The 13,444-nt window shown below is 60.0% G+C and carries 12 protein-coding genes; 11 read left to right on the top strand and 1 reads right to left on the bottom strand.

Going from position 1 to position 13,444, the window contains the following annotated elements; all coding sequences use genetic code 11:
- The first annotated feature begins 322 nt into the window (after positions 1–322).
- From AK2_RS10205 to AK2_RS10185, 5 genes are all read left to right on the top strand, one after another.
- Positions 323–1,729: an extracellular solute-binding protein gene (locus tag AK2_RS10205; RefSeq protein ID WP_083521073.1), complete on the top strand. Its 1,407-nt coding sequence runs from the start codon at positions 323–325 to the stop codon at positions 1,727–1,729.
- 180 nt (positions 1,730–1,909) lie between these two features.
- Positions 1,910–2,743 (top strand): carbohydrate ABC transporter permease, encoded by an 834-nt coding sequence (locus AK2_RS10200; protein WP_217994687.1) that lies wholly within the window; start codon positions 1,910–1,912, stop codon positions 2,741–2,743.
- A gap of 46 nt (positions 2,744–2,789) precedes the next feature.
- The gene (locus AK2_RS10195) at positions 2,790–3,623 is read left to right on the top strand and encodes a carbohydrate ABC transporter permease (RefSeq protein WP_067933960.1); all 834 of its coding nucleotides are present in this window, start codon (positions 2,790–2,792) and stop codon (positions 3,621–3,623) included.
- A 114-nt stretch (positions 3,624–3,737) separates the two neighbouring features.
- On the top strand, positions 3,738–4,607 hold the full coding sequence (locus tag AK2_RS10190; RefSeq protein ID WP_067933958.1) for a sugar phosphate isomerase/epimerase family protein: 870 nt from the start codon (positions 3,738–3,740) through the stop codon (positions 4,605–4,607).
- 42 nt (positions 4,608–4,649) lie between these two features.
- A complete protein-coding gene (locus tag AK2_RS10185) occupies positions 4,650–5,651 on the top strand; it encodes a Gfo/Idh/MocA family protein (RefSeq protein WP_245632858.1) in 1,002 nt (333 codons plus the stop codon).
- Positions 5,652–5,765: 114 nt separating this feature from the next.
- Here AK2_RS10185 and AK2_RS10180 read toward each other — a convergent pair whose 3' ends face one another.
- On the bottom strand, positions 5,766–6,353 hold the full coding sequence (locus AK2_RS10180) for a TlpA family protein disulfide reductase (RefSeq protein ID WP_067933953.1): 588 nt from the start codon (positions 6,351–6,353) through the stop codon (positions 5,766–5,768).
- Positions 6,354–6,621: 268 nt separating this feature from the next.
- Here AK2_RS10180 and AK2_RS10175 point away from each other — a divergent pair, with 268 nt between their 5' ends.
- The 6 genes from AK2_RS10175 (at position 6,622) to AK2_RS10150 (ending at position 13,419) form a co-directional block, all read left to right on the top strand.
- Positions 6,622–8,514, top strand: a complete 1,893-nt coding sequence (locus tag AK2_RS10175; protein WP_067933951.1) for a copper resistance CopC/CopD family protein — start codon at positions 6,622–6,624, stop codon at positions 8,512–8,514.
- A gap of 43 nt (positions 8,515–8,557) precedes the next feature.
- Positions 8,558–9,271: a YcnI family copper-binding membrane protein gene (locus AK2_RS10170; RefSeq protein WP_067933949.1), complete on the top strand. Its 714-nt coding sequence runs from the start codon at positions 8,558–8,560 to the stop codon at positions 9,269–9,271.
- Positions 9,272–9,327: 56 nt separating this feature from the next.
- Positions 9,328–9,957: an SCO family protein gene (locus AK2_RS10165; RefSeq protein WP_067933947.1), complete on the top strand. Its 630-nt coding sequence runs from the start codon at positions 9,328–9,330 to the stop codon at positions 9,955–9,957.
- 6 nt (positions 9,958–9,963) lie between these two features.
- On the top strand, positions 9,964–10,398 hold the full coding sequence (locus AK2_RS10160; RefSeq protein ID WP_067933944.1) for a FixH family protein: 435 nt from the start codon (positions 9,964–9,966) through the stop codon (positions 10,396–10,398).
- 693 nt (positions 10,399–11,091) lie between these two features.
- Positions 11,092–12,048 (top strand): ROK family protein, encoded by a 957-nt coding sequence (locus AK2_RS10155; protein WP_245632862.1) that lies wholly within the window; start codon positions 11,092–11,094, stop codon positions 12,046–12,048.
- Positions 12,049–12,132: 84 nt separating this feature from the next.
- Positions 12,133–13,419 carry an ABC transporter substrate-binding protein gene (locus AK2_RS10150; protein WP_067933939.1) on the top strand — a complete coding sequence of 429 codons (1,287 nt, stop codon included), beginning with the start codon at positions 12,133–12,135 and terminating at the stop codon, positions 13,417–13,419.
- Positions 13,420–13,444 lie beyond the last annotated feature (25 nt).

The raw sequence follows: 13,444 nt of genomic DNA, 5'->3' as shown, positions 1-13,444 counted from the left end.
CCAGTTCCTTGCTGGCGGGTAAGAGATCAAGGGCTTTGCGAGCAAGGATTTTCTGCGGTCTCGGCAAGGGCATAGCGCCCATTTTCAAAAAGATTTGTTCAGCGGGTATTGATACATGAATATACAAAAGATATTATTGATATTAATATAGCTCCAAGAGCATTGTCCCTAACCCGACTCGCAGCAAGGGGGTCTGTCCATGTCTGATGTAAACGCTTACTCAAAATTGTCGGCGCGTGTCGGCGCGCGTCGAGATGGCGGGGCCTAGGCGCTGTCGGATGGTCGAGTCTGACGGTCCAAAAAAACCAGAGGGGGCGTGTGTATGAAGAAAACGAGGGTTGTCTGGAGCGTCGTGTCGACGCTGGCGCTGTCGGGGGTCGTGCTGGCGGGGTGTGGGACATCCGGCTCGGGCGGGGGCAACAAGGACAATGCGTCTGCCAACGGCAACGGAAATTCGGGTCAGCAGACCATCACAGTGGCCTATCAGCAGTTCGGCAAGCCGCCGTATTACAACGCCGAGTGGCTGGAGAAGGCGGCCAAGCAGTTTGAAAAGCAGCACCCGGGCGCCAACGTGAAACTGGAGCCGATACAGGCTTCGGAAAACGACTTCTACACCAAGATTGACCTGATGATGAAATCCGCCAGCACGGCACCGGATGTGGTGACCGAAGATACATTCCTCATCAACGCGGACGGATCGGCCGGGTATTTGCAGTCCCTCAACGGCTACGTCAGTCATTGGAGTGACTGGTCCAAGTTCAGCAGCGCGATGAAGTCCGGATCGACCTCCAACGACGGGACGGTCTACGGAGTGCCGTTCAGCACCGACACGCGCGGCCTGTATTACAACGTCAAAATCTTCAAGGAGGCGGGGCTGCCGGTCCCCTGGCAGCCGAAAAACTGGAATGACATCCTGGCGGCGGCCAAGGCCATCAAGGCCAAGGTGCCGGGCGTGGTGCCGCTGTGGATACAAGTCGGCAAGGCCACCGGCGAAGCCACCACGATGCAGACCTTTGAGATGCTGCTCTACGGCACGGGGGATACGCTGTACGACGCCAAGACGAACAAGTGGATTGTCAAGAGTCCGGGCTTTCTCGATTCCCTGAAGTTCATTCACGATGTGTATTCACAAAACCTGGGGCCGAGTCTGTCGCAGATCCTCAACGCGCAGGCGGGGAACACGGAGTCGCAGGAGTTGATGCCGCAGCAGAAAATCGGCATCGCGCTGGACGGCAACTGGCTGCCGGGCAACTGGCTCAAGTCGGGACCGTCGCCGTGGCCCGACGGCACCAAGGCGTACCAGTTAACCGCTATGCCAACCCAACACGGCCAGGCGCCGGGGTACACCTCGATGTCCGGCGGCTGGGCGCTCTCGATTGCCAAAAAGTCGTCCCACAAAGATTTGGCCTGGGAGTTCATCAAGGTGGCGACCAACAAGCAGAACATGGAGTGGTACGACGTCCATCAGGGCAACCTGTCGCCGCGTGAGGACATCGCGGCCGATCCGAAGTACCAAAATGCCCCTGGGCAGTTCTTCAAGGTGGCCACGTCGTTTGAGAAGTTCACCCACTTCCGGCCGGCCAATTCGCAGTACCCGAGCGTGTCCACCCAGATTCAGACCGCCGTCGAATCGGTGGCGACCGGATCGGCTACACCGCAAGCGGCCATGCAGCAGTACGCGAATAACGTGGCCCGCATCGTCGGCCAGAGCCATACCGAAAGCAAGTGACGCCAAGCCTTATGCGCGGGCGCCCGGGCAATCCAGGCGCCCAACGTACGGCTAGATTCGGCCAGTGAGGGGGCGATGCACATGGCGGTCAATCCGAGTTCGGTGCCCAGTGTCGGCGGCGGGCGCCTTATGCGCGTGTCGCCGCGCGGGGCGGGCAACGGTTGGAAGGCGGCGTTGTTCATGCTGCCGTCCTGGATTCTGCTGCTGGTATTTTTCTTTGTGCCGATTGTGCTGACGTTCTACTTCGCCTTCACCAACCTGTCCCTGACCGGCACCTCCAGTTCCGCGGTGACGTTTGTCGGGTTTCGCAACTTCGCCTCCATGTTTTCCGATCCCACCTTCCGCGTCAGCATCCTGCGCACCATCACGTTCTTGGTGTTTTCGGCCATTATCGGCCAACAGGTGCTGGGGCTGCTGTTGGCCATTCTCATGAACGAACGGAACCGGGTGTTCCGCAGCGTGGTGGGCGTGCTGGTGTTGGCTGGCTGGGTGACGCCGGAAATCGTGGTGGCGTTCATCTTCTACGCCTTTTTCAGTGACCAAGGCACCCTCAACACGGTCCTCGGCTGGTTGCATCAAAAGCCCGTCGCGTGGCTGTACACGTTTCCCATGACCGCCGTCGTCGTGGCCAACATCTGGCACGGCACGGCGTTTTCCATGCTGGTGTATCAAGCGGCGCTGGGCGACGTGCCCAAAGAGATCCTGGAGTCGGCCGAGATAGACGGCGCGGGCCGCCTGCAGCGGCTGGCGCGGGTCACTCTGCCCATCATCAAGGGATCGATTGCAACCAACGTGGTGCTCATCACCCTGCAGACGCTGGGACTGTTCACCCTGATCTACTCGCTGACCGGCGGTGGGCCGGGGAACAAGACTGAGACGTTGCCCATTTACATGTATCAACAGGCGTTTGCCGACTACCAGCTCGGCTACGGCACGGCGATCTCGTTGATCCTGTTGGTCATCGGCATCCTCGCCAGTTTGCTCTACATGCGCATGCTGAAAATCGATCTGTAAGGCGTGTGGCTTCGGCATCACGCTGTGGCTAAGGAGGTGCGGCCGCATGCCGCGCGTCAGTCGCTTCACCCTGGACAAGGTGCTCGCCTACGGCGTTCTCGCCCTCATCGGCATTGTGTTTCTCGTCCCGCTGCTGTGGATGATCTTCGCATCGTTCGAGCCCAACGCCACCCTTTCCATCACCTTCCCGCGGTCGTGGTCGCTGGCGAACTTTGCGCAAATTCTCCAGCAGCCCGCCAATCAGCAGGCGTTTCTGAACGGCCTCCTGCTGTCGCTGGGCCAGTCCATCGTGGTCGTGGTGGTGGCGGGGCTGGCGGCTTACCCCCTGTCCCGCTACCAGTTGAAGTACAAGCGGCCGTTCATGTACATCATCCTGTTTTCCACCACGCTGCCGATCACGGCCGTGATGGTGCCGGTGTACGAGCTGTTCGTCTTCCTGCATATGACCGACTCGCTGTGGTGGACCATGCTGTTTCTGTCGGCGTCCGGTCTGCCGTACGCAATCTGGATTATGAAAAATTTTATGGATTCGGTGCCTTTGGAACTGGAAGAGGCCGCGTGGACGGATGGAGCCTCGACGCTGACCAGTCTGCGCCGGGTGGTGGCTCCGCTGATGGTGCCCGGCATCTTCACGGTCGGCATCTTCACCTTCGCCGGCAGTTGGGGCAACTTTTTCGTCCCGTTCATCCTCATCCAGAACCCGGCGAAGCTGCCGGCGTCCGTGACCATCTTTCAGTTCTTTGGCCAGTACGGTTCTGTCGCGTATGGGCAGCTGGCCGCCTTTTCCATGCTCTACACCATTCCGGCGGTGGTGTTGTATATCCTCGGCCAGCGCTACATGTCGGCCGGTTTCAACTTCAGCGGCGCCACCAAGGGGTGATGAACCGCCGCTCGATGAGGGCATGCCGCTTGGTTGCCGGAGAGAGATGGCGTGACGGACGAACTTATGAGGGCCGGAATTTCTATTTCTAAAGGAAGCGAGGCGCAAAGACCCATGTCCATACCGATTGGGGCGCGCATCCCGCCGCAGGTGATGCGCCAGGGCATCGATGAAGCTGTGAGGCTGTTCAAGAGTGTGGGGTTGACCGCAATCGACCTTCCGGAACTGAACGAACAGGCGGTGGCGGCCGTGCGGCGTCACGACCTGACCATCGGCACGGTCGACATGCAAGGGGTGCCTAAGCTCCTGAGTCCTGACGCCAACACCCGCCGGGAGGCGGTCGAGTCAGTCTGTCAACAAGTCCGGCGCGCAGCCGCTGCCGGATGCCGGGCCCTGTTCGCGTGTTTGGTGCCGGAGCGACTTGAGCAGCCCATCCCCGAATCCCTCGAATATTTCGTGGATAGCTTCACGCCCATCGCGCAAGCCTGCGAACAGGCGCAGGTCCGCGTCGCGCTTGAGGGCTGGCCCGGGCCCGCTCCCCACTACCCAACGCTCGGGTACACGCCAGAGGTGTGGCGCGCCATGTTTGCGCGCGTCCCCTCTCCAGCCGTCGGTCTTTGTTTCGATCCGTCCCATCTCGTTCGCCTGGGCATCGACTACCTGCGCGTGCTTGAGGAGTTCGCCGATAGAATCGTCCACTGCCACGGCAAGGACACCGAGCTTCTGCCGGAACAGCGGTACCTGTACGGCTCTTTGCCCGCGCGGCTTTATCCGCCGCCTCGTTTTTCGGAAGGGCCATGGCGCTATACGATTCCCGGCGCCGGCGAGGTGGACTGGCGGCGCGTCGCCTACCGGTTGCAACGCATCGGCTATTCGGGGTGTGTGTGCATCGAGCTGGAGGACGCTGGTTACTGGGGCAGCCTGGAGCGGGAGCTGCTTGGCATCCAAACCGCGTTCGCCCACCTGCGCCGATGCTTTGTTTGATGGGGAACCCCCGGCTTACCTACCTGGAAAGGATGGATGGGCATGGCGAAAGTCCGGTTTCTCGTGGTCGGTGTCGGTGGCATGGGACAGGCGCACATCCGCAGCCTGTTGGCCGTGCCGGACGCGGAGATTGTCGCATTGGTCGATCCGTCCGCTCCCGCGCTCCAACGCGCGCAGTCGCTTTCGCCCCGACTCGTGGGCGTGCCGCGCTTTGCCGCCCTCAGCGACGCCTTGGCGTCGGTGACGGCGGACGCCGCGGTCATCGTGACGCCGCACAGCCAACACTTCGAGCAGGGCATGGCCTGTCTGGACAGCGGGCTGCATGTCCTGATGGAAAAGCCGTTCGTCGCGGGGAGCGAGAACGCCCGCCGACTGATTGACGAGGCGAAGGCGCGGCGGCTGCACGTCGCGGTCAGCTACCAGCGTCACACGGAAGGGCCGTATCTGTACCTGAAGCGGCTGATTGACGAGGGTGCTTTGGGAGAGATCCGGTTTGTCTCCGCGTATCAGGCGCAGTCGTGGCTCGAGTCGCAGCGGGGCACCTGGCGGCAAAACAAGGCGCTTTCCTGCGGCGGGCAGCTGAACGACTCCGGATCGCACCTGTTGGATGTGGTGCTGTGGCTGACGGGGATGGAGCCGCAGGCGGTGCTGGCCCAGGTGGACAACCGCGGCACTGAAGTGGACATCGACAGCGCCCTCACCGTGCAGTTTGCCGGCGGCGCGATGGCCGTTTTCAGCATTGTCGGCAGCGCCAGCATCGCCTGGTGGGAGGACGTCTCGATTCATGGCACGCGGGGCAGTGCGCTTTACCGCAACGGCGAGCTGTTCGTCTCCACCGGCTTGAACCAGCCGCTCAACCGCGTGGACGCGGACCGACTGCCGGCCAAAAGCAGTCCCGACGCCAATTTTGTCGATCTGGTGCTGGGCCGCGTCCCTGCGGCCGCCGCGCCTGCCGAGTGCGGCTACAGGGTGGCCAGACTGACCGAGGCCGCCTGGCAGAGCGCCGAAACTGGGACGTGGGTGCCCTTTGTCCCGCAGGCTTGACGGTTTTCAAAGCGGCAGCCTGAATTAACGAATTACTATATTTTGTCTAGGGGAATGAGTGCGGGGGCAAACGGTCGTGGTGCACGCACGCCTGAAGAGGCAGGCCGGGTGGCTTCAGGTGGTCAAGCCGTTCCCGTTGGTGGCGCCCAGCGCCTGTTTCCAGACCGCCAAGGTGTGCTCGCCCTTGAGCAATTCCACCTGTCCGCCGCGCGCGAAGGCCAGGGTGGGGAACGAGTACTGGCCGTGATCGCCTTCCAACAGATAGTAGACTTTGGCGTGTTGGATGCCAAACGCCCGCATCTCCTGCGCGTTGATGCGCTTGGCCTCTGCCAGCGTGGTTCCTTTTGCGAAGCCGACGCTGACAAACACCGGTAGCCTCCGCAGTTGGGACGCGTGCTGGTGCAACAGCACGATGGTACGCTGGCAGTGCGGGCACCAATACGCCTCAAACAACAGCGGCTGCTTGTGCGCGTCCAGAGTAACCTTGCGGCCCGATGCGTCGTACACGGTCACGCGTTCGTAGAGCGACGCGCCCTTGGTGGTGGCATCAAACTTGGCCACGGGAGTGGCCTTCTCATCCGCTAACCGGTTCGTGAAGGTCGTGGGCACAGAGGAGGATTTTTGCAGCGGCTGGCAACCCGCCAGCGCGAAGGCAGCAGTCAGCGTCACCGCCAGTCCGGTCCATACACGCCGCATGAGCACGATCACGCCTCCTGTCCGTCAGCCGTCCCGTCGGCCTTCATGCTGGGCAACGGGGGATCAGGATTCCCGATGCAATCCGTCCGCTCTCATTATAATCATCCGGCGGTCTGAAGACAGCGGCCGCAGCGGGTTTAGGGTGTGGCTTTCCGGCTGAATGTCTCAAGATTGTCATAGACAGGCCAGGTGTGCCGGTTCCGGCCCAACAGGCGGGCGTTATACTGGAGTTGGACAGCTTATCCCTGGCGAACGCACGGATGGGGGGCTCAGGATGCCACCGTTTGCCGAGCATTCCTTGCGCGACTTCAAGTTCAACACGTGCTGGCGCGCCCTGGTCGCGGCGCTGGCGGCGGGGCTGCTGGTGTGGGTGCAACCGCTATTTGTTTCCGCCCATGCCTACATCGTGCGGGCCAATCCGTCCGCTGGCGCCGTCGTCCACAAGGAACCCCGGCGGGTGCAGATCTGGTTTGACGAGTCGGTGCAGGCGGTGTTCGACGCGATGCGGGTGGTCAACCAGACCGGGCAGCGGGTGGACGAGCACGACGCCCGGATCGACGCCAGGGACAGCCACCTGCTGGAGTGCACGCTGCAACCCCATCTTCCGCCGGGATTGTACACCGTGGAATGGCGCGTGATTTCGGCCGACGGGCATCCGGTCAGCGGCGACATCCCGTTTCGCATCGCCGGTGCCGCGTCCGCACCGGGCGGCGCCGCCGCGGGACAGGGACAGGCGGAAACCGCACCGGCGCAGGTGACGAGCGGGTACCTGCCGGGGCCGGACATGGTGGTCATCCGCGCACTCAGCTACCTGGGCATCGCCGTCAGTCTGGGCGCAACCCTGCTCGTCACGGCCGTGCTGGCCAGGCTTCCGGGCGTGCAGCGGGCGCGCCGGCGCCTGCGCTGGCTGCGCGTGGCGGGGGCGTGCGCCCTGCTCGTTGGCGTGGGCCTCAGTCTGCCGCTGCAGACGCGGGTGGATGCGGGTATCGGATGGGGGCAGGCGTTTTCACCTGGTCTCCTTGGCCTGATGTTGTCGGCCACCAAGTTCGGCCACATCTGGCCCTGGCAATTCGGCCTCGCCCTGGCGCTGCTGGCGCTTTCGTGCTTCTCCCTGCCGGCGGACCGGGCGCTGACCCGTTGGGACCGGGAGCGGGCGGAGGAGACGCCCACGGTGGCCGCGGATACATACATCCTTACCATTGTTTGGATGGGTATGCTTGAGATTTCCATTTGTACCGTGGCGGCGGCGGTGCTGTTATGCCAGGCGCTCAGTGGCCACGCCGGCGCCGAAAGCGCGCCCGCTTGGCCGGTCATCGCGGACGTGGCGCACATGCTCGCCGCCTCGGTTTGGCTCGGTGGTGTCACAGGCTTGCTGCTCCTGGCCTTTGTTGGCGATGTCCGGCTCTGGGTGTCGGCGCTGCGGCGCTTCGGGCCCTGGGCGGGGGCCAGTCTGGTGGTGCTCGCTGGCACCGGGCTGTACGCGGCACTGCTGCATGTGCCGACCTGGTATGCGCTGTGGCGCACCAGCTACGGGCAAACGCTTCTCGTAAAGGTCGTGCTGGTGTTCATCATGGCGCTCCTGGGTGCCCTGCACTTTTGGCTGGTCCGCCGCAGCCATACTGGGTCAGCGGGCCAGTCCGCAGCAGCGGGCGCGACTGCCAAGACGGGTGACACACCGGCCGGCAGCACAGGCCCAGAGGCGCCGGCCAGTGCTGGCGGCCTGCGCAGACGCTTGCCCACCCTATGGGTGGAGGCGGGCCTTGGCGTGTGTATTCTCGCCGTCACCGCCGTCCTGGCCAATCTGCCGACCGCCATGGCCGCGCCCGGGCCTGTCGACAAGACGGTGGCCCTGGCCAAGGACGTGCAGGCGCGGGTGCAGGTTACGCCCAACGTGCTCGGCGTCAATCGCCTGGTCGTCCAGCTGACGCACAACGGCAGGCCCGACACCGACGCCCAGCAGGTGACGGTCACGTTCACGATGCTCGACATGTCGATGCCAGACGAGACGGTGCGCTTGCAAGAGCGCGATCCCGGACGCTACACGGCCCGTGGCGCCTGGTTGTCGATGGCCGGTCACTGGCGGGTCCGTGTGCACGTCTTGACACAGGAGTTCACGGATGAGAACGCCGAGTTTCAAATGGTCGTCGGCAGTCAGAGCGCGGATTGAGGTCGGGGGAGGAGCGGAAACTTTTTGAGAAGGGGATGACCGAATGGTCAGAAAGATGGCATACTGGAGGGGCAAGGGTCAGGGGAGCCGGACGCGCCGGCGCTTGGGCAGGGCCACGGCCGGCGCTCTCTCCGGAGCCGCGGCGATGTTGCTGTGGGCGGGAGTGGCCAGCGCGCACGTGACCGTCTGGCCGCAGACATCGACCCCCGGGGCGTGGGAGAAATACACGATGCGCGTCCCCACGGAACGGAACGATCCGACCGTCAAAGTGGTTCTGAAGATTCCATCCGGGGTGGAATTCGAGCAGTACGAGCCGGTTGCCGGATGGAAGTTCAGCGAGCAGAAGAACGCTTCCGGTGAGGTCACGACAGCCACTTGGACTGCGACGGGAGGGGGCATCCAACCGGGGCAGTTCCTGGAGTTTCCGTTCATTGCGCAAAACCCGTCTCATGACACCAGCATCGCCTGGAACGCGTACCAGTATTACAAGGACGGAACGATTGTCGAGTGGACTGGCAAGCCGGGCAGCGACACCCCGCATTCGCTGACCATCATCCGCAAGCAGGCGGCAGGGTCCACCAGCACGGCGACCGCATCAGGCGGGGCGCAGGAATCGACGACGCCCGGCGCGTCCGCCACTCCGGCGCAGGACTCGACCGGTCCGTCCTGGCTGGCGCCGGTTTCGCTGGCCGCGCTCATCATCGGCGTCGTGAGTCTGTTTCTTTCGGCCGTCGGCTTGCGCAAGCGCCGGCTCTGACCCCTGACCCGACACTGCGCGTGTCATTCGGAGGACACGCGGAGGGGGCGTTGTCCATGCGCATACGGACACGTTGGTGGAACATGGCGTTTATCGGCATCGTGACTGTATTGGTGGTGGCTATCGCCGGCGGCCTGGTCTATATGGTCCGGGCCGCCGGCGGCACCCTGCCGATTGAAGGGCAGGCGTCCGATTTTACCGCGATCAACGTCGATGGGCGCAACATTCGCTTTTCTTCCTTGGATGGGAAGATCCGTCTTGTCACTTGGTTTTACACCCACTGCCCTGACGTCTGTCCGCTGACCGCCCATCGCATGCAACAGATTCAAACGAAGCTAGAGGCCGAGGGCGTGTTTGCGAGCAAGGTCGACATTGTGGCCATCGACCTGGATCCTGAAAGCGATTCCCTGCACGACATTCGCGTCTGGTCCAGCCACTTCAACCCGAACTACCACGGCTGGTACTTTGTGCGGACGGATCCCGAGCATACAAAACGTATATTGAAAGCGTGGGGGGTGGAACGGAAGCTGATTCCAGGCAGCGTCTACGTCTCTCACACTATCAAGACTGTCCTCGTAGACGAAGATGGGAACATTCGCAAGACGTACAACACGGCCAACCTGAATGTGGACGAGGTGGCGAGCGACGTGAACGGGTTGATACAGCGTGAGAAGTGGGGGGTATAACCAGGCATGCGAGGCGATTTGCGGGTCGTCCTGACGGCTGTCGGCGCGGCTGCCCTTGGGCTGGCCACCGGCTGCGGTCAAGCCACCAACCACGTGAACGAGGCGCAGGCCAAGGCGCACATTTCGCAGATGCAATCGCTGCCCGAGGTCAAACTGCATCTGGACGGGCCAGACGGTATCAGCCACGGCCAACCGGTGACCATCTCCGTACGCGTGACGCAGAACGGACAGCCGGTCAATGACGCGGATATGGTCGAGTTTGAGCTTTGGCAGCAAGGTGCGCCCGCATTCAAGCATCACTTCTTGACCGCCAAGCGGACCGGCGACGGGGTGTACTCGGCCGTCTATCATTTCCCTGCTGCCGGCCCTTGGCAGGTGATGTACCATGTGACCGCGCGCGGGACGCACGTGATGGAACCGACGCGGGTGACAGTGAAGTAGGTATGGGGAGCTGGGGGAGTTTATCTTCTCCGCGATGGGCATCCGGCGGGGGCTGTATGGAATGGTTTTCGCACGTGCTGGGTGAGCCACAACTCATGACTGGGGTACCGGCATTATGTGAAGTTTGAACTAGAGAGCCGGCGTTTCAACGAACCGCGTTCCTTTGGGTTTGGTGAACTGTGTGGGTACCGATACAATCTGTTGATCCGATTGTAAAATTCCGGATAGTATGCCGATTGTACCGGCGGTACCCGCTAGAGAGAATCCGAAACGATCTGAGCCGCGACCAGCTCTTGGAAACGCGTTGAATTACACGCACACTTCAATTGAATTTGACGTTCTCCCTAGCCGCACAGGGCGGGTATTTTTCTCGCTCTTCACGATTTACAGGGCTCACGAGCACTTGACAGGTTAACGAGGTGAGTAGTATTCTGACCTCGGTTACTTAGTAAACTTAAATAAGTTAGGTGAGTGTCTGGAGTGATTGGAGCACCACCGCTACTGAGGCAGTTAAATGAGCGCCGGGTGCTGGATGCCATCCGGTTACATGGACCTGTATCCCGGGCTGAACTCCAGCAAATGCTTAAGATCGCCTTTCCGACCATTTCTCAAATTGTGGAAAATCTAATGAACCTGGGATGGGTTCGGTCAGCCGGAATGGGTGATTCCCGCGGAGGGAGACCGCCTGAGTTGGTGGAGATCAATCCGTGTGGACCAGGAGCGATTGGAATCGAACTGGGACGCAACACAGTGACCTTTATTCATACGAATCTTCTGGCCGTACCGGTCCTTCGCCGTGAGCTTCGTTTGTGTGACGTAAAGGGACCCGGAGGATTGGTGGATTTACTTGAAGACTTCATTGAAGAGAACAAAATTTCTTCAGAGTCCATCTTGGGATTGGGTATTGCGGCGCCTGGACCGCTCGATCCCGCTGCAGGAAAGTTGCTTGTACTTGAGGATATGCCCCGAGAATGGCATGAAATTGACATTGTTTCCTTCGTCGGTGAACGGTTTAACAAAACTGCGTGGCTGGAGAACGACGCAAATTCTGCAGCGTTAGCCGAGGCTTGGTTTGGACAACTCAATACCGAGAATGTCTTGTTCATCTTGGCTGATTCCGGTCCTGGTGCAGGTATCATTGTTAATGGAATGATTTACAGAGGCACCAAGTCGCGTGCTGGTGAATTCAGCCACATGATTGTAGATTTCGATGGTCCCCTCTGTTCTTGCGGGCGACGCGGCTGCGTGAATGCTGTTGCTTCGATGCAGGCGATTCGAACGGCCCTGAGTAAGGTTAGACCCTCGGCCATTGACGAGCCTTTTCTGGAGATACTCCAGCGAGCTTCTGCTGGTATAGAACCAGAACATTCTGTGATCAATCGCGCCATTCAGTTTCTCGGACTCGCTATTACAAATCTCGTCGAAGCGTTTGATCCAGGCTCTGTTCTTCTTGGTGGTCGGTTGATGCTAGCGAATGACTTCGTAGCCAACGGGGTCATCAATGAAGTACAGCGCCTTATCCCTCACTCCGGCATCCAGATTCAAGTTACCCATTTCGGAATGGATGCGGTAGCTGTGGGCGCTGCGACGTTAGTTCTCCAAAATGTCTATAATCCTCAACGATTGATTACTCCACAGCAGCCTGGATAGCGTGACAGCGAGAAGTCAATCTGTTCTGGCTGTCTGCTATTTCAAGGAATAGATTCTATGTGAATAGGGGGAGGAGTTGACGAAATGAAATCGCTGTCAGTTGTTGGAGCTGCCATTGTCGTCACAGGGTTACTCGCCGGCTGCGGAACTTCTTCGAGTAGCAGCAATTCGACAAGTCAAGGGTCCCGGTCGATCACTTTAACCTTCTGGGGAGGTGGACAAGAAGAGGTTCCGTTCTTTACTCATGCAATCAAATCTTACGAGCACGCTCATCCAAACGTAAAAATTAAATGGGTTATGATGGGGGAAGAATGGAAACAAAAGTATCCGCTCGCCTTGCAGAGCAATAATCCACCGGACATTATGTGGGTGACTGAAGCAGGATTTTTAGACCAGGCCGCCAAGGACGGTGAACTAAAGGACCTGGATTCGGCAGTCAACAAGTATGACATGAAAGACCGATTCATTCCATCGTCGTGGAAATTCTCAACTTACAACGGAAAAATCTATGGCATCCCGTTTCAAATGAACACCCGCTTGATTGCATATAACGAGGCCATGCTCAAGCAGGCTGGTCTAAAGCCACCTACGACCGAGAGCGAATTGCTTTCAGATGCCAAAAAGTTGACCGGCAACGGCCGCTACGGTGTGGTGTTCGGGGTGAAAGACGGGTGGCCTTTGCTGGATGCATGGTCGGGTTTGGCAGGAATGGAGGGGACCGATGTCTTTCAAATGAAAGACGGAAAGTTTGACTTCACTTCGCCGGCGAGTGTCCAAGCGTTGACTTTTTTGGCTGATTTGTATAAGGCCGGAGTATTTATGCCCAGTCCTCTGTCACAAACTTGGGATCAGGCAAACCAGGATTTCATGAATGGACAGGCGGCATTTATGTTTGACGAAGGATCTTGGGAAGTTGGAGACTTGGCTTCCAAGGCCCCGAACCTCCATTATGGGCTTATCAAGTGGCCTGCCCCAACCGACAACCCCAAGGGTCAACTGTATGGAGGGGCCGCAGTGACCCTTGTGGTACCAGCTAAGGCACCCCATGCCGCACAAGCGATTGACTTTTTGAACTACATCACACAGGTGGAGCAGGCTAAGCAATATGTGAAATCAACGCAGCAATTGTCTCCGGTTGCGGATGCTAATTCAGATCAGACCCTGACCGATACGCATGCCCAGCAGTTTGCCAAATTGTTGAAGAACACACTGTCTTATGGACCTTACAATGCTATCGCCAATGAGGATCAGACTCGTAATATCTTGTACAAAGAACTGTCGGAAGCCCTGGTCGGACAAGTCTCACCCAAGGCTGCACTGAAAGCCGCTACAGAACAGGCAAACGCGGCCCTGCAAGGAAACAATTCATGAATTAGGTATATGTCCGACAGAACAG

The organism is Alicyclobacillus kakegawensis NBRC 103104 (assembly GCF_001552655.1).
GTDB lineage: Bacteria > Bacillota > Bacilli > Alicyclobacillales > Alicyclobacillaceae > Alicyclobacillus_G > Alicyclobacillus_G kakegawensis.
This window is presented reverse-complemented; position numbering and strand designations above follow the sequence as displayed.

Coding starts and splice junctions, on each gene's coding strand:
- AK2_RS10195 (WP_067933960.1), top strand. CDS start 2,790: ATGCCGCGCGTCAGTCGCTTCACCCTGGACAAGGTGCTCGCCTACGGC.
- AK2_RS10175 (WP_067933951.1), top strand. CDS start 6,622: ATGCCACCGTTTGCCGAGCATTCCTTGCGCGACTTCAAGTTCAACACG.
- AK2_RS10190 (WP_067933958.1), top strand. CDS start 3,738: ATGTCCATACCGATTGGGGCGCGCATCCCGCCGCAGGTGATGCGCCAG.
- AK2_RS10185 (WP_245632858.1), top strand. CDS start 4,650: ATGGCGAAAGTCCGGTTTCTCGTGGTCGGTGTCGGTGGCATGGGACAG.
- AK2_RS10165 (WP_067933947.1), top strand. CDS start 9,328: ATGCGCATACGGACACGTTGGTGGAACATGGCGTTTATCGGCATCGTG.
- AK2_RS10160 (WP_067933944.1), top strand. CDS start 9,964: ATGCGAGGCGATTTGCGGGTCGTCCTGACGGCTGTCGGCGCGGCTGCC.
- AK2_RS10150 (WP_067933939.1), top strand. CDS start 12,133: ATGAAATCGCTGTCAGTTGTTGGAGCTGCCATTGTCGTCACAGGGTTA.
- AK2_RS10200 (WP_217994687.1), top strand. CDS start 1,910: ATGCTGCCGTCCTGGATTCTGCTGCTGGTATTTTTCTTTGTGCCGATT.
- AK2_RS10205 (WP_083521073.1), top strand. CDS start 323: ATGAAGAAAACGAGGGTTGTCTGGAGCGTCGTGTCGACGCTGGCGCTG.
- AK2_RS10170 (WP_067933949.1), top strand. CDS start 8,558: ATGGTCAGAAAGATGGCATACTGGAGGGGCAAGGGTCAGGGGAGCCGG.